Consider the following 19,582-nt stretch of genomic DNA (forward strand, 5'->3'; position numbering starts at 1 on the left):
CTCAGAATCTATTTTCCGCTAACTTGCAACAACGCTTTTATACTCATGTGCGATTCCCCTACCCCTTGCGGGGGGCCGAAGGACGGGCCGAGACCCGTGGCTCGGCCCCGGCAAGTGGCCCGAAGGGTCGGGTGGGGGTGGTGACGTTTGCGCGACGATCTTCGAAGCAAGCGCAAACGTCACCACCCCCATCCGCCCGCTAACGCGGGGTTCGTCGCTGGAAAAGCCAAATCGTTGGCTTTTCCTCGGCCTTCGGCCGAACGCTCCTCAATCCCCGCAAGGGGGAAGGGGGCGCTAACCGGCCTCTCACCCCTCCGGCGGCGCGCCCTGCAGCTTTTCGTCGAGCGCGTTCATGAAATCAGTCACATAGCGGGCATTCGCGCCCAGATCCCGCTTTCCGTAGCGCGAGACGGAGCGCATATCGACATAGGTCGTATCCCCCTCATCCGTCAGGCGGGTAGCGACGTCACTGGTGAGGCCGGGGATGAGGCCGTGCGCCACTGCCTCCACGGTGGTTTCGAGCTGCTCGCCCGGCATGCCGAAGCGGCCGGTGACGGTCCAGCCCTTGTCCTTCAGAACCGCCATCACCGCCTCGAGAACCCGGTCGGGCGAGCCCTCATAGCGCCGCCCGGTCACCTGCGGATAGGCCGCCACCTGCAGGGGCGCGCGGGCGGACACATCGTCATCAATCGGGTTCATTCCGTTTTCCCGCGGGTAAGCGGCGTGGAACCTGGGCGGCGCATCGAGATCGGTGGAGATGTCGTAGAGCGGCGGGGTCACATAGGCCTGATAGGCGACCCCGCCGAACGGGGCGAGCACGCAGATCGCAATCAGCGCGCCCCAGAGGGAGCGCACGCCGCCCTTGTCGCCATTTCTCCAGAGATTGACGAAGCCCTTCAACGCCAGCGCCAGCGCCAGAAGCGCCAGCGCCGCTACCAGCCCGGCGAGGATGGTGAAATCCGGCGTGCGGATGGCCTCGAAATGATGGCCAGCCGTGGAAAGGGCGAACAGCACGGCAGAAAACACCGCCAGCCGCAACGCCCATATGGCGGAGCGCGATTTTCGACGCTCATAGCGTAGTTTTTTCACCGGTGCCCTCGTTGCGTGAATGATCTCATCCGTCCGGCCTCGCGCCTTGCCGCATCCGAATTCCCACTCGCCCCTCCTTAGTTATTCGAAGGGCGGACGGGCATCTCCCCTCCTCCAGTCGTCATCCTCGGGCTTGACCCGAGGATCCACGGCTAGGTGGCGGAAGCGGTAATATCACCCGCAACGGGATCATGAATCAATGTGCTTGTATTGGCTTGTCCGCCGGCATGTTTTCGACCGACTTGTGGAGAAGTACAAGGCCGACCGCCGGATCCGGCGGCTCGACACGAAAAGCCAGTTCGTGGCGCTACTGTTCGGGCAGCCACCTTCACCAGCCAAAGGGCGGGCGACATCACCCCGGCCAAGGCGATGCCGCTCGAACCGGGCATGACCTATGTGTTCGATCTGGGCTATTATGACTTCCACTGGTGGGCTGAACTGGACGCCAAAGGCTGCCGCTTCGTCTCGCGTCTGAAAAGCAACACCTTGCTCGACGTCATGGCCGAACAGGCAGTCCCCATGGACAGCAATATCCTCAGCGACCGTATCGGCTTTCTGCCCCAGCGCATGGCCAGTTCGCGCCGCAACCCCTTCGCCGACCCGGTGCGTGAAGTCACCGTGCGCATGAACACAGGCACAATCATACGCCTTGTCACGAATGATCTGGACGCACCCGTCGAGGAAATCGCCGATCTCTACAAGGAACGCTGGCAAATCGAGCTGTTCTTCAAATGGATTAAGCAGAACCTCAAGCTGCGCCACTTTCTCGGCACGTCCGAGAATGCCGTGCGCATCCAGGTCTTTGTCGCCCTGATCGCCCTTCTCGTGCTGCGCTCCGCCCAGGCAACACAACAAACCATAACGCAGCCGCGCGCCTTCACTTGCCCCGTGCGCCTCAATCTCATGCACCGGCGCTCAATCACCGCCCTCAAAACGCCACTCCCACCGACCCCGTGCGACCAAAGGCAAATGCTATTAGACCTGACACAGGTTTAAACCGGACAGCAGTGGGTCAAGCCCGAGGATGACGATGGAAGGGGAAAACAAACATTCGTGGCTAATTGAAAAGACTCATTGCGATGCCATATTTCAACACGCATATGAGAGTGGGGGCCTTGTTCGAGTCGAGTAAGAAAAGTGTGGGACATGAATCAACCCCCGATACCCAGCCTCCTGCGGGAGACACCAAAAGACGAAAACCAAACCACGCTGGAAGCGGTCGAGGTCGAGTTCGCGCTTGGCGCACAGGATGTGCTGTCCGACGGGTTCGACAGCGCGCTGGCCAAGGCGGCGAAGCTGGTAAATGGCGAGGTGCTGTTCAACATGCCGGCGCTCGACACCAGCGAGGCGCAGCGGATCGGTGCCATCGCCATTCCGGGCACGCCGCACGACCAGATCATTTTCGTAACCCTGCTCAATGACGGCATGACGCTCTCGCTTTCGCCGCTGAAGGGCGGCAACGCGCTGTTCGAAAGCCTCGGGCGGAATTATGCTGATGTGATGAAGAAGGTGAGCGAGATAGGGAGTGGTGAAAACAGTGAGATAGGGAAGAGCGAGTCGTGAGATAGTGGCTCCGTTCACTATCACTGTTCACGACCTTCACTATTTCACCGGATTCATCGTTTCCGACGTCTCGACATCCTCCAGCCGCACGAAGCGGAAGCCCCTGGCTTTCAGCGCCAGAACACCCTTGACCACGCCCGCCCCTGCCGAATGGGTGGGCTGATTGATGTGGGCAATGATGACATCGCCGTCCTTGACCGCAGCGATACGCTTTTCTGCTGCCGCCGCCAGAAGCGAGGCGCCCTGGTCGCCGTTGAGCGAATAGCCGGCGATCTTGTAGCCCATCTCCTTGATGAGCTTGACGGCATCGAGCGAATAGCGCGCCGTCGCGCCACGATACCAGTGCGGGGTCACGCCCGTCGCAGCCTTCACCGCGTCTGCGCCGCCCTGCACTTCCGCCCGCACCGCCTCCAGGCTGCCCGCCGTCTTGATGCCATACATGGTCGGCACGCTGTCGATGGGCGGCACATGATTGAGGCCGTGGTTCTCCAGCTCGAACAGGTCCGGATGCGCCTTCATGATGCCGAGGGCTTCCGGATTGGTCTTGATCCAGCGCCCCGTGATGAAAATCGTCGCCGGGATCTTGTTTTCCACGAGCATGTCGAGAATGCGCCGGTCCGTCTGCCCCATGCACGCATCCAGCGTCAGCGCCACCTGCGGACCGTTCGCGCCGCCCTTGGCGATGTGGAGTTGGGGCTCGACGATATCGGATGCTTGGGCGGGGGAGAAGGATAGGGCGAGGAGGATGAGGGGCGTTGCGAAAATATTTAATCGCATATTATTCACTTATTTGTGATGTTTACTGGTTATTGAGAGAATAACACCTGGGAAATACTTTCAGCAATCAATTTAAATTAATGGTGAATATTCTGCCTCGTTGCGCGCTTCACCACCCCTCTGCTCCGCCGGACGGCCTCGCGCCCTCCCTCCCCCTTGCGGGGAGGGTGGCCCGAAGGGTCGGGTGGGGGTGGTGACGCACACGCCACTGTCTCCAGCAAAAGCGCACCCGCCACCACCCCCATCCGCCTGCTAACGCGCCCTCCTTCCCCGCAAGGGGAAAGGAGGGCGCCCAACTGGCTCGGCAGGGCAGAAGAAGGGGTTACTTCAAATGTTTATCCCCTCGCCCTCACCGCCGCCTGCGCCGCTGACAGCCTGGCGATCGGCACCCGGAACGGCGAGCAGGACACGTAATCCAGCCCCGCCTCCTCGCAGAAACTTATCGATGCCGGATCGCCGCCATGCTCGCCGCAGATGCCTAGTTTCAGCCCAGAGCGCACGGCGCGGCCGCGTTCGGCGGCAAGCCTGATCAGTTCGCCCACGCCTTCGAAATCGAGCGAGACGAAGGGGTCGCGTTCGATGACGCCCTTGCGCTGGTAGGTGGCGATAAAGGAGGCCGCGTCGTCGCGGGAGATACCGAAGGTGGTCTGCGTCAGATCGTTGGTGCCGAAGGAGAAGAACTCCGCCGTCTCCGCGATGTCCCCGGCGCGCAGGGCGGCGCGTGGCAGCTCGATCATGGTGCCAACCATATAATTTATCCGCGCGCCGGTCTCGCTGGCGACCTCCGCAGCGACGGCGCCGATGCGCACCTTGACGAAATCGAGCTCGGCCTTGAGCCCGACCAGCGGCACCATGATTTCCGGCACCACGGGCGCGCCCGTCTTGCGGCCTGCTTCCACGGCTGCTTCAAAAATGGCGCGGGCCTGCATTTCGGCAATCTCGGGATAGGAAATCGCCAACCGGCAGCCGCGATGGCCAAGCATGGGGTTGAACTCGTGCAAGGCTTCCGTCCGCTCGCGCAGTTTTCTTGCGTCTACCCCCATAGCCTCAGCCACTTCCGTGATTTCAGCCTCGGTCTTGGGCAGGAATTCGTGCAGCGGCGGGTCGAGCAGGCGAATGGTGACGGGCAAACCGTGCATGATTTCGAAAAGCTCGACGAAATCCGAGCGCTGCATCGGGAGCAACTTGGCGAGCGCCGCGCGCCTGCCCTCCTCCGTATCGGCCAGGATCATCTCGCGCATGGCGAGAATGCGCGTTCCCTCGAAGAACATATGCTCGGTGCGGCAGAGGCCGATGCCTTCCGCACCGAAGGAGCGGGCCGTGCGGGCATCCGCCGGCGTCTCGGCATTGGCGCGTACCTTCATGCGGCGCGCCAAATCGGCCCATTCCATGATGCGGCTGAAATCGCCTGACAGCTCCGGTTGGAGCATCGGCACCCGGCCGTTCAGCACCTGCCCGGTGCCACCGTCGATGGTGACGACATCGCCCTTTTTCAGCGTCACGCCCATGGCCATCATCGTGCCGTTGCGGTGATCGACGCGCAAATTTCCCGCGCCCGACACGCAGGGCTTGCCCATGCCGCGGGCGACCACCGCGGCGTGGCTGGTCATGCCGCCGCGCGTGGTAAGGATGCCTTCGGCGGCGTGCATACCGTGAATATCCTCCGGGCTCGTCTCCACCCGCACGAGGATGACCTTGCGCCCCTCCGCCTTCGCGGCCTCCGCATCCTCGGACGAGAATACGATCTCTCCCGTCGCCGCGCCGGGCGAGGCGGGCAGGCCGCTGCCGATGATCTTGCGTTCCGCCTTCGGGTCTATGGTCGGGTGCAGAAGCTGGTCGAGCGAGGCGGGGTCGATGCGCAGCACCGCCTCCTCCCTGGCAATCAGCCCCTCCTCGGCCATCTCCACCGCGATCTTCAGCGCCGCCTTGGCGGTGCGCTTGCCGGAGCGGGTCTGGAGCATCCACAATTTGCCGCGCTCGATGGTGAATTCGAGGTCCTGCATGTCGCGGTAATGCTTTTCCAACGTCTCGGCGACGCGGACGAATTCGGCGAAGGCGTGGGGCATCACCTTCTCGAGCGAAGGCTTGTCGGAGCCTGCCTGAATGCGCGCCGCCTCGGTTATGTTCTGGGGCGTGCGGATGCCGGCGACGACATCCTCGCCCTGCGCATTGACGAGGAACTCGCCATAGAGCTTCTTCTCGCCCGTGGAGGGATTACGGGTGAAGGCGACGCCGGTGGCGGACGTCTCGCCCATATTGCCGAACACCATCGCCTGCACATTGACCGCCGTGCCCCAATCGGCGGGAATGTTGTGAAGGCGGCGATAGGTGATGGCGCGGGCGTTCATCCAGCTGGAGAAAACCGCGCCGATCGCCCCCCAAAGCTGCTTCTGGGGCGATTGCGGGAACGGTTCGCCCAGCTCTTCCTCTACCTTTTCCTTGTAGCGCGCGATCACATCCTTCCAGTCGCCGGCGGTGAGGTCCGTATCGACATCCGCGCCGAGATTGGCCTTGGCGTCCTCAAGGATTTCCTCGAAATAGGAGTGATCGACGCCGAGCACGACATCGCAATACATCTGGATGAAGCGGCGGTAGCTGTCATAGGCAAAGCGCTCGTCGCCGGACTCGCGCGCGATGGCCTCGACCGTCTCGTCATTGAGGCCGAGATTGAGCACGGTATCCATCATGCCCGGCATGGACGCGCGGGCGCCCGAGCGCACCGAGACGAGCAGCGGCTTCATCGCATCGCCGAAGGTCCGGCCGGTCAGCGCGGCGATGTGGGCGAGCGCCGTCTCGACCTGGCGCTCCAGCTCATCGGGATAGGTGCGGTCGTGGTCGTAATAATAACGGCAGACCTCCGTGGTGATGGTGAAGCCGGGCGGAACCGGCAGGCCAAGGCTCGCCATCTCGGCCAGATTGGCGCCCTTGCCGCCCAGGAGTTCACGGTCCCGCGCCGCGCCTTCCGCCTTGCCGTCGCCGAATGTGTACACCCACTTCGCCATCGCGCTTCCCTCCAAACCCTCGTCCGCTCCAAGCTTTAAGCGATGGACGCAACAGGCCACAACCGGAAAAATGCTGCACTGCATAATCAAATCGATTAGCGTCGGTCCCCTCCCCGTCCACCGCCGCTCACGCTTCCCTCTATTCAAACCCTGCATTTCATCTCTTGCATTTTTCGCGGGCCCTGTCTAGAACATAAAGCGAACAAATCTGGAGGTGATCATGCGCAAGACGGGAAAGCTCGATTATCTGGAATTGCCGGCCGGCGGCGGAACGCTTGATATGGTCAAGAATTTCTACAGCGCGGCCTTTGCCTGGACCTTCACCGATTACGGGGCCACTTACTCGGCGTTCGACGAGGGGCTTGAAGGCGGCTTCGACGCGGCATCACTGGAACCGGCGACAAAGCCGCTGCCGGTGCTTTACTCCGAAAATCTGGAGGAAACGCTCGATGCGGTGGAAAAGGCCGGCGGCACAATCGTGAAGCCCATCTTTTCCTTCCCTGGTGGACGCCGGTTTCACTTCACGGACCCGGCGGGGAATGAGCTGGCGGTGTGGGGGACGTAAGACGGCCGGCAAGGTCTCCACGCCTCGTCATTCGCCGGTATCATCCACCGAAAGATAATGCGCGGCCCATTGCTCCCTTGGGATGGGCTCGCCGACCTGGAATTCGAAGGAGGCGACGGTTTTGAGATCGACGGTCAGGCTGCAGCGAAATTTGACGTGGTACCATCGGCCCTTGCTGCGGAATGCCGCGCTGTCGGCGATGACAATTGCGCCGTCGATCCTCGTGTCGTCCATCGCATAGGCGATGAGGCGGTCGGGCTGGAACTCCTGCTTCCAACGCGCGATCTGCTCCATCGCCTCGGCGTCGCATAATTGCTCCATGCGGTCAGGACCGGAGAGCTGCGCCAGCGCCTCCCGCGCCTGCCGGCTGCGCGGGCCAGCCAGCATCCGCGCGGCGTAGAGGCTGGTGGCGCGGATCATGGGAGCTGGCGCGGCGGTGGCTTGCGCGGGCGGTTTTGATGGCGCGAGGGATTTTGGCGGCGCGGTGAGTTCGCGCATCACCGGGGCGGGTGGAGGCGGAGGGAGAAGCTCGACGGAGATGGCTTCTTCGGGAAGCGGTATTGTTGCGGGTGTTTTAGGGAGGGAAAAGAGAAGGATGAGGAGAAGGGCGTGGAGGGCGAGCGAGGCGGCAATGGCCGGGCTCGGAAAGCGGGTGGAGAGGTTTGCGCGCGTCACCACCCCCCTCCTCTGGCCTGCCGGCCATCTCCCCCTCAAGGGGGGAGATTGGCTGATAGGGCCGTTACCGCTCATTCTTAAACCTAAATGATTGATGACGGCCTGATCTCCCCCCCTGAGGGGGAGATGCCCGGCAGGGCAGAGGGGGGTATCGTCAAGCGAAACCGTTTAAACATGGGGAAGCCTATACAATGCGCCATATGTTTGGTGGAATCGGCTGTTTCCGGTTTAGGGCCGTTGCTGTCATGGAGAGGTAGAGGCTTGGATCCCAGTGACAAGCACTGGGATGACGGGTTGCTTTGCTGTTGGCAACCAAATCTTCAACCTCTCCGCTTGGCAGAAGCATATCCGGTATCGGACAAAACATCTGCACGCGTCATCCCAGTGCTTGTCACTGGGATCCATGCCTCTACGGCTGAGCTGCCGCTATGATCAATAAACGAGCCATCTTTTTCGCCCAAAGATGCAATGCCTTAACTCGCCTCCAGCAGCCGTTCCGCCATTTGCAGGTCGACCGACACCAACTGCGAGACGCCTTGCTCGGCCATGGTGACGCCGAACAGGCGGTTCATGCGGGCCATGGTGATTGGGTTATGGGTGATGACGACGAAGCGGGTTTCGGTCGAGGCGGCCATCTCGTCCATCAGATTGCAGAAGCGCTCGACATTGTGGTCGTCGAGCGGGGCGTCCACCTCATCGAGCACGCAGATCGGCGCGGGGTTGGTGAGGAACACCGCGAAGATCAGCGCCATCGCCGTCAGCGCCTGCTCGCCGCCTGACAGCAGTGTCATGGTCTGCGGCTTCTTGCCGGGCGGGCGGGCGAGGATTTCGAGGCCGGCATCGAGCGGATCGTCGGATTCGATCAGCTGCAATTCCGCCGTGCCGCCGCCGAAAAGATGGGTGAACAAGCGCTGGAACTGCGCGTTGACCACGTCGAAGGCGGCAAGCAGGCGTTCGCGGCCCTCGCGGTTCAGGTTCTGGATCGCCTGGCGCAGCTTCTTGATCGCCTCGATCACGTCCTCGCGCTCGCCGACGATAGCCTCCAGCCGCTCGGCGAGTTCCTGCTGCTCCTCCTCAGCGCGCAAATTGACCGCGCCAAGCCGCTCGCGCTCGAGCTTGAGCCGTTCAAGCCGCCGGTCCACATCCTCGACATCGGGCAGCGGGTCGCCGGGTTTCAGGCCGGTCTGGCGGAAGGCCTCATGGGGAGCGCAGTTGAGCGCTTCTGCGATGCGGCGCTCGGCATCCTTACGGCGCTCCTCGGCGGCGGTGACCCGCTCCTCGGCGCGGGCGCGGGCCTCGCGCGAGATGGCGAGGTTCTGGATCGCCTCGGTGGCGAGCCGGTCGAGTTCCGCCTGCTTGGTTTCGGCCAGCGCCAGCCGGTCGGCGGCCTCGCGGCGGCGCGCTTCCGCCTCGGTCAGTTCGGTCATGAGTGCGCGGCGGCGCTCCTCGATCTCGTCGGGCGCGTCGGCCAGTTCTTCCGCTTCGGCGGCGGTCTCGGCGCGGCGCTCCGAGAGCGACTCGATCTGCCTGTCGGCATTGGCGGCGCGGGCAATCCAGCTCCTGCGCTCGCGGTCGATGGCCTCTAACCGCTTCATGCGCGTCTCCGCCTCGCGGCGCAACCCTTCATAGGCCGCCCGCGCCTCGGCCAGCGCGGCGCGACCGGCCATGACCTCGCCGGTCTGCGCATCGAGCCGCGCGGTCAATTCGGCGATGTCGGGCATGGCGGCGAGGCGGTCCTCGGCTTCCACCAGCTGGGCCTGCGCTTCCTCCAGCGAATCGACGATGCGGTTCCTCGCCTCATCCAGCGCGGCGCGGCGGCTCGACAGCTGACCGGCGGCGCGTTCGGCGGCGGCCAAGGCCTCGCGCGCGTCGTCCAGCGCGCGTTGCGCGGCGCGCCAATGATCTCGCGCCATGCGCTCGCGGTCCACCGCCTCGCGCACTGCCGCCTCGCCGCGTGCAACTTTCGCCTCGATCTCGTGCAGGCGCTGCCGTGCCTCGACCGCTTCCAGTTCCAGCTCGGCCAGCCTATTTTTCTGGGCAAGGCGCTGCGCGGCAGGGGTCGGCGCGTCGGCGCTGGCGGTATAGCCGTCCCAGCGCCAGAGGGCCCCTGCACGGCTCACTAAGCGTTGGCCGGGTTTCAGAAGCTTCTGCAAGCGGGGGCCGTCGGTCTCGTCCACCACGCCGATCTGCTTGAGCCTGCGGGAGAGCTCACGCGGGGCGCTCACATGGAAAACGAGCGCGTCCACTCCCTCCGGCAAGAATGGGTCATTCTCATCAACGCCAGCTCCGGCCCAGAAGACCGGGGCGTTCGTATCGGCAGGGGCGTCGAGGTCTTCGCCCAAGGCCGCGCCCAGCGCCGTCTCGAAGCCTTTGTCCACCCGGACGGACTCGACGATGGCGGCATACTCGCCGGATGCGTCGGCATTGATGATCCGGGCGAGCGTCTTCGCCTCAGTCTCGATGCGGCTGACCTCGCCGCGCGCGTCATTCAGCGGCTGGCGCAGGGCGGCTTCGCTGGCACGCGCCTGCTCGACCTGCTCCTCGGCCATAATCGCGGCTTCCTCGGCAGCGACGACAGCCTCCTCCGCCGCCTCGACGGCGAGGTGCTTTTCCGCGGGGTCCGGCAGGCCGGAAATCTGCGCCGCGAGGGTGGCGATTTCGCGTTCCACATCCTGCATCTGGTTTCGCAGCCGGTCGCGGCGGTCAGCCGCCTCGCGCAAGGAGCGCTCGCCCTGCGCCCGGCCGGCGGCGGCCTCGGCGCGCTCCGCCGTCACACGGGCCAGCGCCGCTTCGCTCTCCTTCAGCCTGCTATCTGCCTCCTCGAAGGCGGCGCGGGTTTCGATCTCGCGGTCGCCGGCGGTGTCGTTGTCGTCATGGAGCGCGCGCTCCTCCTCTTCGAGGCGCGCCAGAATATCGGCGTTCTCGCGCACCATCTGCTCTTCGCGGACGATATCGCTCGCCAGCTGCTCCAGCCGCTTCATCAGTTCCGAGCGCCGGGCGCGGATGCGCTCGGCCTCCTCATCAAGCTGGCTACGGGCGATGGTGAGGCGCTGCAATGCGGCGGCGGCTTTGGCTTCCGCCTCGCGCAAATCCGGCAAGCGGTGGGCGGAGACCGCCTGCTCCTTCGCCGCGGCCATCTGCGCCTGCGCGCGCTCGGCGACAAGCACGGTGGCAGCCGACAGTGCGCTTTGCGCCTCCCCTTCCTGCGTTTTCGCCAACGTCCATTTCAGGTGCAGCAGGATGGCTTCGGCGCTGCGGATATCGGCGGAGAGCGTTTTGAAGCGGTTGGCCTGCCGCGCCTGGCGCTTGAGACTCTCCAACTGGGTTCCCAGTTCGCCGACCACATCCTCCAGCCGCTCCAGATTGCCCTCGGCGGCGCGCAGGCGAAGCTCGGCCTCGTGGCGGCGGGTGTGGAGACCGGAAATGCCTGCCGCCTCTTCCAGAAGCGCGCGGCGCGCCTGTGGCTTGGCCTGAATGAGCTCGCCGATACGCCCCTGCCCCACCATGGAAGGCGACCGCGCGCCGGTGGACTGGTCGGCAAAGAGAAGCTGCACGTCCTTTGCGCGCGCCTCCTTGCCATTGATGCGATAGACAGAGCCGGCCTCGCGCTCGATGCGGCGGGAGACCTGCAATTCGTCGGCATCGTTATAGGGCGCGGGGGCGGTGCGGTCATGGTTCTGGAGGAACAACGTGACCTCGGCGGTGTTGCGCGCGGGCCGGTTGCCGGAGCCGGAGAAGATGACGTCGTCCATGCCGGACGCGCGCATGTTCTTATAGGAGTTCTCGCCCATCACCCAGCGCAGCGCTTCCACCAGATTGGACTTGCCGCAGCCATTTGGGCCGACAATGCCGGTCAGCCCGCTCTCGATGACGAACTCCATCGGCTCGACGAAGGATTTGAAGCCGACGAGGCGGAGTTTGGAGAAGCGCATTAGTGAGCTCCTCTGCGGAGAGGTTGGCGCGCGAACACCCCCCTCTGCCCTGCCGGGCATCTCCCCCACACGGGGGGAGATTGGCCTTCATCGGGGATGGCTCTTATTCTGCTGCGTTGGGGATTGGCAAAAACGCAATACACAGCCGATCTCCCCCCTTGTGGGGGAGATGGCCGGCAGGCCAGAGGGGAGTGGGTGACAAGTAAGCTCCGCCCGCCCCTCCCCCTATCAGAGAAGGCCGTCGATGATCGCCGACATCTGCTGAACCGACAGCGCTCCAACGTATTTCTTCCCGTTAATGAAAAAGGTCGGGGTCGCGGTGATGCCGAAGTCTTTTTCGCCGCGCTCCCGCGTTGCGTTCAGATCATCGAGAAGTTGCTGGTTCGTCAAGCAAGCCTTGAAGGACTCTTGTGTAAAACCGGCGAGCTTGGCGATCTGCAGCAGCGGCGCCTCGGCGTCCTGCGCGGCGGCCCATTGCATCTGCTGCTTGAACAGCACCTCGACCATCGGGAAATAACGGCCGTCGGGCGCGCAGCGCGCCAGCATGAAGGCGGCGGAGGCGCGCGGGTCGAACGGGAACTCGCGGAAGATCAGCCGCACCTTGCCGGTGTCGATATATTTCTTCTGGATCTCCGGCAGCGTGTTGACCGAGAATTCGGCGCAGTGCGGGCAGGTCATCGAGGCATATTCCACGATGGTGACAGGCGCGTCGGCCTTGCCCAGCACCTCATCCTTGAGCTTGCCCGGCTCGTAAAGCTTCGCGGTGTCCACCGTGCCCTGGGGCTCCGGCGCGTCAGCGGTCGTGGCGCCCGTGGTCTCCTTCGACGGCGTCGAGGAAGCGGCGTCCGAGGAGTCGCTGCAGGCAGCGAGCGTCAGGCCGGCGGCGGAAATGGCCGCAAGGGAAAGAATGTCTCTACGGTTCAACTTGGCAGCCATCCGAATCACCCATATGGTTCGTCCAATTTGGCTCTTTTCTATGCGAGCGCGGACGCGAAGTCTTTGGATTTTCGTCAGATTACCGTTTTTTAATCTTCTCGGCAACCACGCTACGGCCAAGCCGGGCAAGCGCAGCGCGCAGGCCATCGTCCTCGATATCCTTCGTCACCGCCTCGATGCGCTTTTCGGCGGCGGCGTCGATGACCGGCGGCCTGGGACGAACCGGCCTGCCCGAGGTCACGGGCTTCTGCTCGATCTTGATGCGCCCGATGGCGGCAAAGCCGAGGAAGGCATTGACGCGGCTCATGATTTCGCCCGTCTCGTGCTGGATGCGGATGGCGGCGAAGCCCTCGCAGGCGATCACCAGCGTGGCAGGCTGAAACGGGTCGTCCTCATGGGCGCGGCGCGGCCAGAGGATCTTCAGCGGGCGCGACTGGGAGCCGAGCGCCGAACCGATGATATCCTCCCAGGACTGCACCAGCGCCAGATTGATGCCCGCACGCTTCTGCAGCACCGGGTCGATGACGCCCGAAGCCATGTCCGCCAGCGGCCTGAAACCGGTATAGCCCGGACCCTTGCTCATTTCTCTCCAATTTCAGCCGCATGATCTTGTCCAAAAAGTCTGCAACTTTTTGGGATCATGCTTTATAAGCGCGAAACCATTCGACGAATAGAGGAATGCCCTTCGAAAGCGGCGTTACCGGGGCGAAGCCCAAATCCCTGGCGGCGAGTTCAATGTCGGCATAGGTGCGCGGCACATCGGCAGGCGGCATCGGCTCGAGCTTCTTGATCGCCTCGCGGCCGGTCGCCTTTTCGATCTCGACGATGAAATCCCCAAGGGCGACGGGGTTGCTGTTGCCGAGATTATAGACCGGAGCGGTGTCGTCGGGGCGTTCCAGAATGCGCCTTGCCGCGCCAAGCACACCAGCGACGATATCATCGATATACGTGAAATCACGCATCATCTCGCCATTGTTGAAGACGCGGATCGGCTCACCTTTCAGGATGGCGCTTGTAAAGAGCCAGGGCGCCATGTCGGGGCGGCCATAGGGGCCGTAGACGGTGAAGAAACGGAGGCCCGCGGAGGGGAGCTTGTGCACATGCGCGTAGGAATGGGCGAGCAACTCCCCTGCCCGCTTGGTGGCGGCGTAGACGGAGACGGGCCGATCCACCGTATCAGCCTCGCTGAACGGTATCTTGTCATTCGCGCCATAGACCGAGGACGAGCTGGCATAGACGACGGGCGGGCGCTTGGGCATGGTGAGCGCCTGCTCGAATATCGTCACCTGCCCCTGCACATTGGCCGAGACATAGGCGGAGGGGTTCTCGATGGAATAGCGCACACCGGCCTGCGCGGCGAGGTGGATGATGATGTCGGCGTCCATGTCCGGCCCGATGGCGGCCTTCAGCGCTGCCGGGTCGGCGATATCGGCCTGGGCGAAGCGGAAGCCATCCAGCCCGTGCAAAGCGACAAGGCGCGTCTCCTTCAGCGCCACCGGGTAATAGGCGTTGAGATTATCGATTCCCACGATTTGCCAGCCTTGGCTGAGCAAGGCCCTGGCCGTGTGGAAGCCGATGAACCCGGCCACGCCTGTTACAATCGCTTTCATGTCAATTCGTTCCCACCGCCATGCTGCGCCGCTCCGCCATGATACGACGGGAGGTGGCAGCATTGAGCGCACCCAAGAAAAAGAAGATCGCCGAGATCGTCGCTTCATGCAGCAGCGGGTTATGCAGCATTCCATAGGTCGCGCAGATCACGATGAAATAGACCATGCACCGCGTCATGCCAGGACCTTGGGAATGCCGGAAAAGGTGCGACAGGCCGAACCATGCGCAGGCCGAGAGAAGGATGAGGCCGATCACGCCGTCATTGAGCAATTCATCGAGAACGGTGTTGTGCACATGTCGGAACCCTTCAAGCATTGGGGCATCCGCGCCGGCCTTGGCGCGAACCTCAGCCATTTTCGCGGTAGGCCCAACGCCGATCAACGGGTGCTCCCTTATGACCTGTATCGCGCTATCCCACAGGCTGAAGCGGATTCCGGAGGACAACTTGTCCTGCCAATTGCTCATTTTGCCTGTGTTATAATATTGCACAATTCCGGCAAAGCGATCGTCAACGATACGGTCCACAGGGCCGAATGAGGCAAGGCAGACCCCGGCCAGGCAAAGGACAACATAGGATGCCGTTCGGAATCTCGGGGCGAAATGGCGCAAGCATATCCATGTCTCGACAAGCACGAAGACCGGCAGGACGGCGAGGACGGCGCGCGTCTGCGAGGTCAGCACGGCAGCTGTTCCCAGTATGAGCCAGAGCGAGCCATTGGGCAGGAAACGCGGCGCTCCCTTTACCGGAATGGCGGCCCCGATTGCAGCGACACCCACGATGAAAGCGAAAACGGCCGCATTGCCGCCGACACCGATACGGCCGCCGTGAAGGGCAGCCAGCATGATGGAGGCAAGAAAAGCCATGACCACGCCTATTCGGGATCCGAGCACGAAAACCTTGAGGGGATCGCGCATGAGGACCATGCCCGGGCCGGCAAACGAAAGCACGACGAAAAGCAGCGTATAGCCGACCTGCCTGTTATCAATAATCGGCTCGCCCCTCGCGAGGACAAGCCCGAGCGACCACACACCGTAAAGCACCGCACAAATATAGAAATTACGCGCAAAAAGGCGCGCCGTACTGTGCCGCCCACAAGCCAGATAGATTCCGATGCAGGAAAAGACGAACAGGATGACGGGCCCTAGACCGACGCGCATCGGCATGGCCGCCGCACCGACGCCCAATATCCATGAATCGAGCCGCCGCCGCCGCAAAAAGGATTTTTGCAACAGGCTCATCCCATCCCATCCGTCAGGCGTTTTAGGGTAGCGTAAAGCATAGGGTGTTGACAGTCGCTTACCTTGAACATCAATGTCCCGATTCGCTTCCATGGTAGCAGTCTGACCCTCGCATAGGGAGCCGCTCATGCGAGCGATCAAGATTGATAACGTGGACTGAAACGGCAATGTGGCGCCTTTACGCTGGTTCGTTGCTTATCAGCGGTGGAACGCATAGCCGCGAAAGTCAACAGGGCGCAGAGAACAGGCGATTGGAATTGGTCGATTCTTGTGACATTGCCCATGGATGCCCATTCCATGCGTAAAGGATTTGGATGAACCGCAGGGTCCGGTATCTTCTTCAATGGTATGACGATCACCATCGCCTGTTGCCATGGCGCGTGACGCCCAAGCAACGAATGAGTGGGGAGGCTGCCAACCCTTACCGCGTGTGGCTTTCGGAAATCATGCTGCAGCAGACCACGGTGGAGGCGGTGAAGCCGTATTTCCAGGCTTTCGTCGCCCGCTGGCCGACGGTTGACGCGCTGGCTGCGGCAAGCGACGACGATGTGATGCGGGCATGGGCCGGGCTCGGCTATTATTCGCGCGCACGCAATCTGAAGAAATGCGCCGAAATCATCGCGGGAAAGATGGGCGGCGCGTTTCCCTCGACCGTCGAGGGGCTTAAGGCGCTGCCCGGCATCGGCGACTATACGGCGGCAGCCATCGCGGCGATCGCCTTCGGCAAGCCGGCGGCGGTGGTGGACGGCAATGTCGAGCGCGTCGTCACCCGGCTTTTCGCCATATCGACGCCGTTGCCCGGCGCGAAGCCCGAGATCCGTGCGTCGGTGCAGGCGATGACGCCGGAGAGCCGTCCCGGCGATTTCGCGCAAGGGATGATGGATCTGGGCGCCATGGTCTGCACTCCCCGGCGTCCCACCTGCGCGCTCTGCCCCGTCAACGACGATTGCAGGGCGCTTCGCACCAGCGATCCGGAGCTGTTTCCGGTTAAGGCCGCCAAAAAGGAGAAGCCGGTGCGGACCGGCGCGGCGTTCGTCGCGATATCGACCGCCGGCTCTGTATATTTGCGCAAACGTCCCGCGAAAGGCCTTCTCGGGGGCATGGCGGAGATACCGTGCTCGGGCTGGACGGCGCGTGCGGATGGCGATAGTTCCTTGGACGCGGCCCCCTTCCCCGCGCGATGGACGGCATCCGGCAGCATCGTCCATGTCTTCACCCATTTCGAATTACGGCTTGCCGTCTACCGGGCGGACAATGTCCCCGAAGGCGCGCTCGATGACGGGTGGTGGTCACCTCCGCATGAATTGCCGCGCGAAGCCTTGCCGACAGTCATGAAAAAAGCGATAGCGGCAGCATTGCCGGATGCATTCGCCAGGAGGAAAGCATGAGCCAGCCCGTCAAACACATCGTCTTCGACATCGGCAAGGTGCTGATCCATTACGACCCGCATCTGGGCTTTGCCGACATCATCCCCGATGAAAACGAGCGGCGCTGGTTCCTGGAAAATATCTGCACGCATGACTGGAACCTGGAGCAGGATCGCGGACGCACCTGGGAAGAAGCGGAAGCCTTGCTGATCGAGGCGCACCCCGACCGTACCGACCACATCCGCGCCTTCCGACAGAACTGGCACAAGATGGTGCCTTACGCCTATGAGGACAGCGTCGCGATCCTGGAAAAGCTCGTCGCCGATGGCCGCGACGTGACGATGCTGACCAATTTCGCCTCAGATACCTTGCGCGAGGCGCAGGCGCGCTTTCCCTTCCTGACGATCAGCCGCGGCGTGACCGTTTCGGGCGATATCGGCCTCATCAAGCCCGATGTGGCGATCTACGAGCACCATGCCAAGGCATTCGATCTCGAGCCGGCGGCGACGCTGTTCATCGACGACTCCCCCGCCAATGTCGAAGGCGCCCGAAAGGCCGGCTGGCAGGCGGTGCAGTTTACCGGGGCAGGGAAATTGCGAGCGGATCTCCGGGCATGCGGTATCGAAGTATAGATGGTTCCATCCATGCTTCGACGCTGTTAACTTTCCAGGAACCGCAATATCCGGCGCCACACTAAGTGTCATTGCGGTGCCAAGCCTATGGCCCCTCGGCTGTGAGATCAATCATTGTACCAGAATAATGGTCGTTGCGATGTCTATCCCATGGTCGGCATTGTTGACTTCTCGGAAGACCGGGGAACACCGTTAAGTGCAATACGCCATCTGGTGTATGTCTTTGATGAGGATCAGCCTCACGCCGGTGCCAGGGGTGCACGAGACAGGGAGCGTAGCGCGCGCCACGTGGAACCCAGGAGCAATCACCAAAAGTTGAAGGCTTTTCGGTTGCGGGCTGGGCGGCGAAAACAAAGTCTCGTCACTATTTGGAGGCACATTCCCTATCAATCGGACGACCTCCAGTCAAAGTCCTGATCATTGAAGCGCCCGCGGCTCCCGCCGCGGGCGCTTTAGTGTTTTATTGGCCGGTTCCGGTTGTTCGCGACATTCGTGGATGCGGATTCCGGCTATCCGCAACGCAAGACCGTTTCGGTGACGAAGGAGCTCGCGGATGCAGCCTTTATCGATGGTCAACCGGAAACGGTAACCGTATCGGCAACGCTGGCGAACACCATCGCAGGCAACGTCCCTACCCCTTCCATTTCTACCCCGCCGGCGCGACATTCGATGGAAACCTGGCCTGGTCGCAGAGCGCCTATACCAGCTACAGAAACACGAACCCGATCCTCGCGTATTTCCAATACACCAACAGTGCGAGCCAGGATCCAGTCACCCTGTATCTTTGCCTGCGTGTCGAGGATGATGCGTATTTCGGCGATGTGGATGGGTACGTCAATGCCGACGGCGATTTCCTGCGATACGCCGCCCCCAACAACACGAAGCGCCCGGGACATTACGCCCCGAGCGCTCCATGATCAGGACTTTGACTGGAGGTCGTCCGATTGATGAGGAGTGTGACTCCGAATAGTGACCAGACTTTGTGTCAGCGGTCTGGTCTTACGCGAAAAGCTTTCAACTTTTCGCGATCTGCCGGCTTTCTTACGCTCCCGCAGACGCCATCTGCCGGCGGATTTGCCCGCGCAGCTCGTCTATGGGCATGAGCGTGCCGCCATTCTCGAAATGCCAGAAGGTCCAGCCATTGCAGGCGTCGAGCCCCTGCACTTTGGCGCCCATGCGGTGGATCGAGCCGGCCTCGCCATTGGCGGCGAGCGTGCCGTCGGCGCGGACGATGGCGGCGTGGCGGCGGCGGGAGTCGGTCAGCACCGTGCCGGGGCGCAGCAGGCCTGCCTCGACCACACTGACGAAGGCGACGCGCGGCTCGGCGCGCTTGCCGGTCATGACAGTCAGTTCCGCCTTGCCCAGCGGCTCGACCGCCTCGATGCGGGCCATGGCGGCGTCGATATAGGCCTGCTCGCGCTCGACGCCGACGAAATGGCGGCCGAGGCGCTTGGCCACCGCGCCGGTCGTGCCGGAGCCGAAGAAGGGATCGAGCACCACATCGCCCGGCTTTGACGACGCCATCAGCACGCGGGCCAGCAGCGCTTCCGGCTTCTGGGTCGGGTGGATCTTGTCTCCATTGCCGTCCTTCAGACGCTCGTGGCCGGTGCAGATCGGAAACAGCCAGTCGGAGCGCATCTGGAGATCGTCATTGGCCGCCTTCAGCGCTTCGTAATTGAAGGTGTAGCCCTTGGCCTTCTGGTCGCGGGAGGCCCAGATCAGCGTCTCATGCGCATTCTGGAAGCGGCGGCCGCGGAAATTCGGCATCGGGTTGGTCTTGCGCCAGACGATATCGTTCAGCATCCAGAAGCCCAGATCCTGCAGCGAGGTGCCGACGCGGAAGATGTTGTGATAGGAGCCGATGACCCAGATGGTGCCGTTCGGCTTCAGCACGCGGCGGCAGGCGAGCAGCCAGGCGCGGGTGAAGGCGTCATACGCCTGGAAGCTCTCGAACTGGTCCCAATGATCGTCGACGGCATCCACCTTCGACTGGTCGGGCCGGTGCAGGTCGCCATCGAGCTGGAGGTTGTAAGGGGGGTCGGCGAAGATCACATCGACGGAATGGTCGGGAAGCCGCTCCAGCGCCGCGACGCAATCGCCCTTGAGGATCGTGTCAAGCCAGGAGGACTGTGGCGCTGCATGAGGCAGCTCATTCACTTTACGGACTAAGGACATTGGATACTCGGCTACTGGG

The 19,582-nt window shown here is 62.9% G+C and carries 15 protein-coding genes and 2 pseudogenes; 6 read left to right on the top strand and 11 right to left on the bottom strand.

All coding sequences use genetic code 11. The annotated features are described in order from the left end of the window. Positions 1 to 306: 306 nt before the first annotated feature. Positions 307 to 1,089, bottom strand: coding sequence for a DUF1499 domain-containing protein (locus IEX53_RS19865; protein WP_188825924.1), 783 nt, complete (start codon positions 1,087 to 1,089; stop codon positions 307 to 309). Positions 1,090 to 1,288: 199 nt separating this feature from the next. Between IEX53_RS19865 and IEX53_RS24420 the strand changes: the two are divergent. The 3 genes and pseudogenes from IEX53_RS24420 to IEX53_RS19875 all read left to right on the top strand — a co-directional run. Further along, positions 1,289 to 1,360 (top strand): annotated as a pseudogene (locus IEX53_RS24420) (hypothetical protein); the annotation flags it as partial. Positions 1,361 to 1,368: 8 nt separating this feature from the next. Then, positions 1,369 to 2,085, top strand: a pseudogene (locus tag IEX53_RS19870) (IS4 family transposase); the annotation flags it as partial. 150 nt (positions 2,086 to 2,235) lie between these two features. Beyond that, positions 2,236 to 2,652: a hypothetical protein gene (locus IEX53_RS19875; RefSeq protein ID WP_188825980.1), complete on the top strand. Its 417-nt coding sequence runs from the start codon at positions 2,236 to 2,238 to the stop codon at positions 2,650 to 2,652. A gap of 39 nt (positions 2,653 to 2,691) precedes the next feature. On the opposite strand, the gene IEX53_RS19880 is transcribed toward IEX53_RS19875, so the two are convergent. Together IEX53_RS19880 and ppdK are read right to left on the bottom strand one after the other, a co-directional pair. Beyond that, positions 2,692 to 3,429, bottom strand: a complete 738-nt coding sequence (locus IEX53_RS19880) for a polysaccharide deacetylase family protein (RefSeq protein WP_188825926.1) — start codon at positions 3,427 to 3,429, stop codon at positions 2,692 to 2,694. A gap of 335 nt (positions 3,430 to 3,764) precedes the next feature. After that, a complete protein-coding gene (ppdK, locus tag IEX53_RS19885) occupies positions 3,765 to 6,431 on the bottom strand; it encodes a pyruvate, phosphate dikinase (RefSeq protein WP_188825927.1) in 2,667 nt (888 codons plus the stop codon). Between the two features lie 220 nt (positions 6,432 to 6,651). Between ppdK and IEX53_RS19890 the strand changes: the two genes are divergently transcribed. After that, positions 6,652 to 6,996, top strand: coding sequence for a VOC family protein (locus IEX53_RS19890; RefSeq protein WP_188825928.1), 345 nt, complete (start codon positions 6,652 to 6,654; stop codon positions 6,994 to 6,996). A 27-nt stretch (positions 6,997 to 7,023) separates the two neighbouring features. Here IEX53_RS19890 and IEX53_RS19895 read toward each other — a convergent pair whose 3' ends face one another. The 6 genes from IEX53_RS19895 to IEX53_RS19920 all read right to left on the bottom strand — a co-directional run bounded on the left by IEX53_RS19895 (position 7,024) and on the right by IEX53_RS19920 (position 15,389). Next, positions 7,024 to 7,671, bottom strand: coding sequence for a DUF930 domain-containing protein (locus IEX53_RS19895; protein WP_188825929.1), 648 nt, complete (start codon positions 7,669 to 7,671; stop codon positions 7,024 to 7,026). A 473-nt stretch (positions 7,672 to 8,144) separates the two neighbouring features. Beyond that, the gene (smc, locus tag IEX53_RS19900; protein WP_188825930.1) at positions 8,145 to 11,603 is read right to left on the bottom strand and encodes a chromosome segregation protein SMC; all 3,459 of its coding nucleotides are present in this window, start codon (positions 11,601 to 11,603) and stop codon (positions 8,145 to 8,147) included. Between the two features lie 228 nt (positions 11,604 to 11,831). Continuing rightward, positions 11,832 to 12,539: a DsbA family protein gene (locus IEX53_RS19905; RefSeq protein ID WP_188825931.1), complete on the bottom strand. Its 708-nt coding sequence runs from the start codon at positions 12,537 to 12,539 to the stop codon at positions 11,832 to 11,834. Positions 12,540 to 12,618: 79 nt separating this feature from the next. Further along, positions 12,619 to 13,122, bottom strand: a complete 504-nt coding sequence (locus IEX53_RS19910) for a DUF721 domain-containing protein (RefSeq protein ID WP_188825932.1) — start codon at positions 13,120 to 13,122, stop codon at positions 12,619 to 12,621. Positions 13,123 to 13,177: 55 nt separating this feature from the next. Continuing rightward, on the bottom strand, positions 13,178 to 14,149 hold the full coding sequence (locus IEX53_RS19915; protein ID WP_188825933.1) for an NAD-dependent epimerase/dehydratase family protein: 972 nt from the start codon (positions 14,147 to 14,149) through the stop codon (positions 13,178 to 13,180). Between the two features lies 1 nt (position 14,150). After that, positions 14,151 to 15,389, bottom strand: a complete 1,239-nt coding sequence (locus IEX53_RS19920; RefSeq protein WP_188825934.1) for an O-antigen ligase family protein — start codon at positions 15,387 to 15,389, stop codon at positions 14,151 to 14,153. A gap of 314 nt (positions 15,390 to 15,703) precedes the next feature. Here IEX53_RS19920 and mutY point away from each other — a divergent pair, with 314 nt between their 5' ends. Next, entirely contained in the window at positions 15,704 to 16,777 is a 1,074-nt protein-coding gene (mutY, locus tag IEX53_RS19925) for an A/G-specific adenine glycosylase (protein ID WP_188825935.1), read from the top strand. After that, a complete protein-coding gene (locus tag IEX53_RS19930) occupies positions 16,774 to 17,388 on the top strand; it encodes an HAD family hydrolase (protein WP_188825936.1) in 615 nt (204 codons plus the stop codon). Before mutY ends, IEX53_RS19930 begins: the two co-directional genes overlap by 4 nt. 572 nt (positions 17,389 to 17,960) lie before the next feature. Here IEX53_RS19930 and IEX53_RS19935 read toward each other — a convergent pair. Both IEX53_RS19935 and IEX53_RS19940 read right to left on the bottom strand, forming a co-directional pair. Next, positions 17,961 to 18,284, bottom strand: coding sequence for a hypothetical protein (locus IEX53_RS19935; protein ID WP_188825937.1), 324 nt, complete (start codon positions 18,282 to 18,284; stop codon positions 17,961 to 17,963). Between the two features lie 145 nt (positions 18,285 to 18,429). Then, positions 18,430 to 19,563, bottom strand: a complete 1,134-nt coding sequence (locus IEX53_RS19940) for a site-specific DNA-methyltransferase (RefSeq protein WP_188825938.1) — start codon at positions 19,561 to 19,563, stop codon at positions 18,430 to 18,432. Between the last annotated feature and the right edge of the window lie 19 nt (positions 19,564 to 19,582).

Source organism: Paramesorhizobium endophyticum (assembly GCF_014640615.1).
GTDB classification, from domain to species: domain Bacteria; phylum Pseudomonadota; class Alphaproteobacteria; order Rhizobiales; family Rhizobiaceae; genus Paramesorhizobium; species Paramesorhizobium endophyticum.

Excerpts from the sequence above, each read along its gene's own strand:
- IEX53_RS19875 (WP_188825980.1), top strand. The coding sequence starts at position 2,236 with ATGAATCAACCCCCGATACCCAGCCTCCTGCGGGAGACACCAAAAGAC.
- IEX53_RS19880 (WP_188825926.1), bottom strand. The coding sequence starts at position 3,429 with ATGCGATTAAATATTTTCGCAACGCCCCTCATCCTCCTCGCCCTATCC.
- ppdK (WP_188825927.1), bottom strand. The coding sequence starts at position 6,431 with ATGGCGAAGTGGGTGTACACATTCGGCGACGGCAAGGCGGAAGGCGCG.
- IEX53_RS19890 (WP_188825928.1), top strand. The coding sequence starts at position 6,652 with ATGCGCAAGACGGGAAAGCTCGATTATCTGGAATTGCCGGCCGGCGGC.
- smc (WP_188825930.1), bottom strand. The coding sequence starts at position 11,603 with ATGCGCTTCTCCAAACTCCGCCTCGTCGGCTTCAAATCCTTCGTCGAG.
- IEX53_RS19905 (WP_188825931.1), bottom strand. The coding sequence starts at position 12,539 with ATGGCTGCCAAGTTGAACCGTAGAGACATTCTTTCCCTTGCGGCCATT.
- IEX53_RS19910 (WP_188825932.1), bottom strand. The coding sequence starts at position 13,122 with ATGAGCAAGGGTCCGGGCTATACCGGTTTCAGGCCGCTGGCGGACATG.
- IEX53_RS19915 (WP_188825933.1), bottom strand. The coding sequence starts at position 14,149 with ATGAAAGCGATTGTAACAGGCGTGGCCGGGTTCATCGGCTTCCACACG.
- IEX53_RS19920 (WP_188825934.1), bottom strand. The coding sequence starts at position 15,389 with ATGAGCCTGTTGCAAAAATCCTTTTTGCGGCGGCGGCGGCTCGATTCA.
- mutY (WP_188825935.1), top strand. The coding sequence starts at position 15,704 with ATGAACCGCAGGGTCCGGTATCTTCTTCAATGGTATGACGATCACCAT.
- IEX53_RS19930 (WP_188825936.1), top strand. The coding sequence starts at position 16,774 with ATGAGCCAGCCCGTCAAACACATCGTCTTCGACATCGGCAAGGTGCTG.
- IEX53_RS19935 (WP_188825937.1), bottom strand. The coding sequence starts at position 18,284 with ATGTCCCGGGCGCTTCGTGTTGTTGGGGGCGGCGTATCGCAGGAAATC.
- IEX53_RS19940 (WP_188825938.1), bottom strand. The coding sequence starts at position 19,563 with ATGTCCTTAGTCCGTAAAGTGAATGAGCTGCCTCATGCAGCGCCACAG.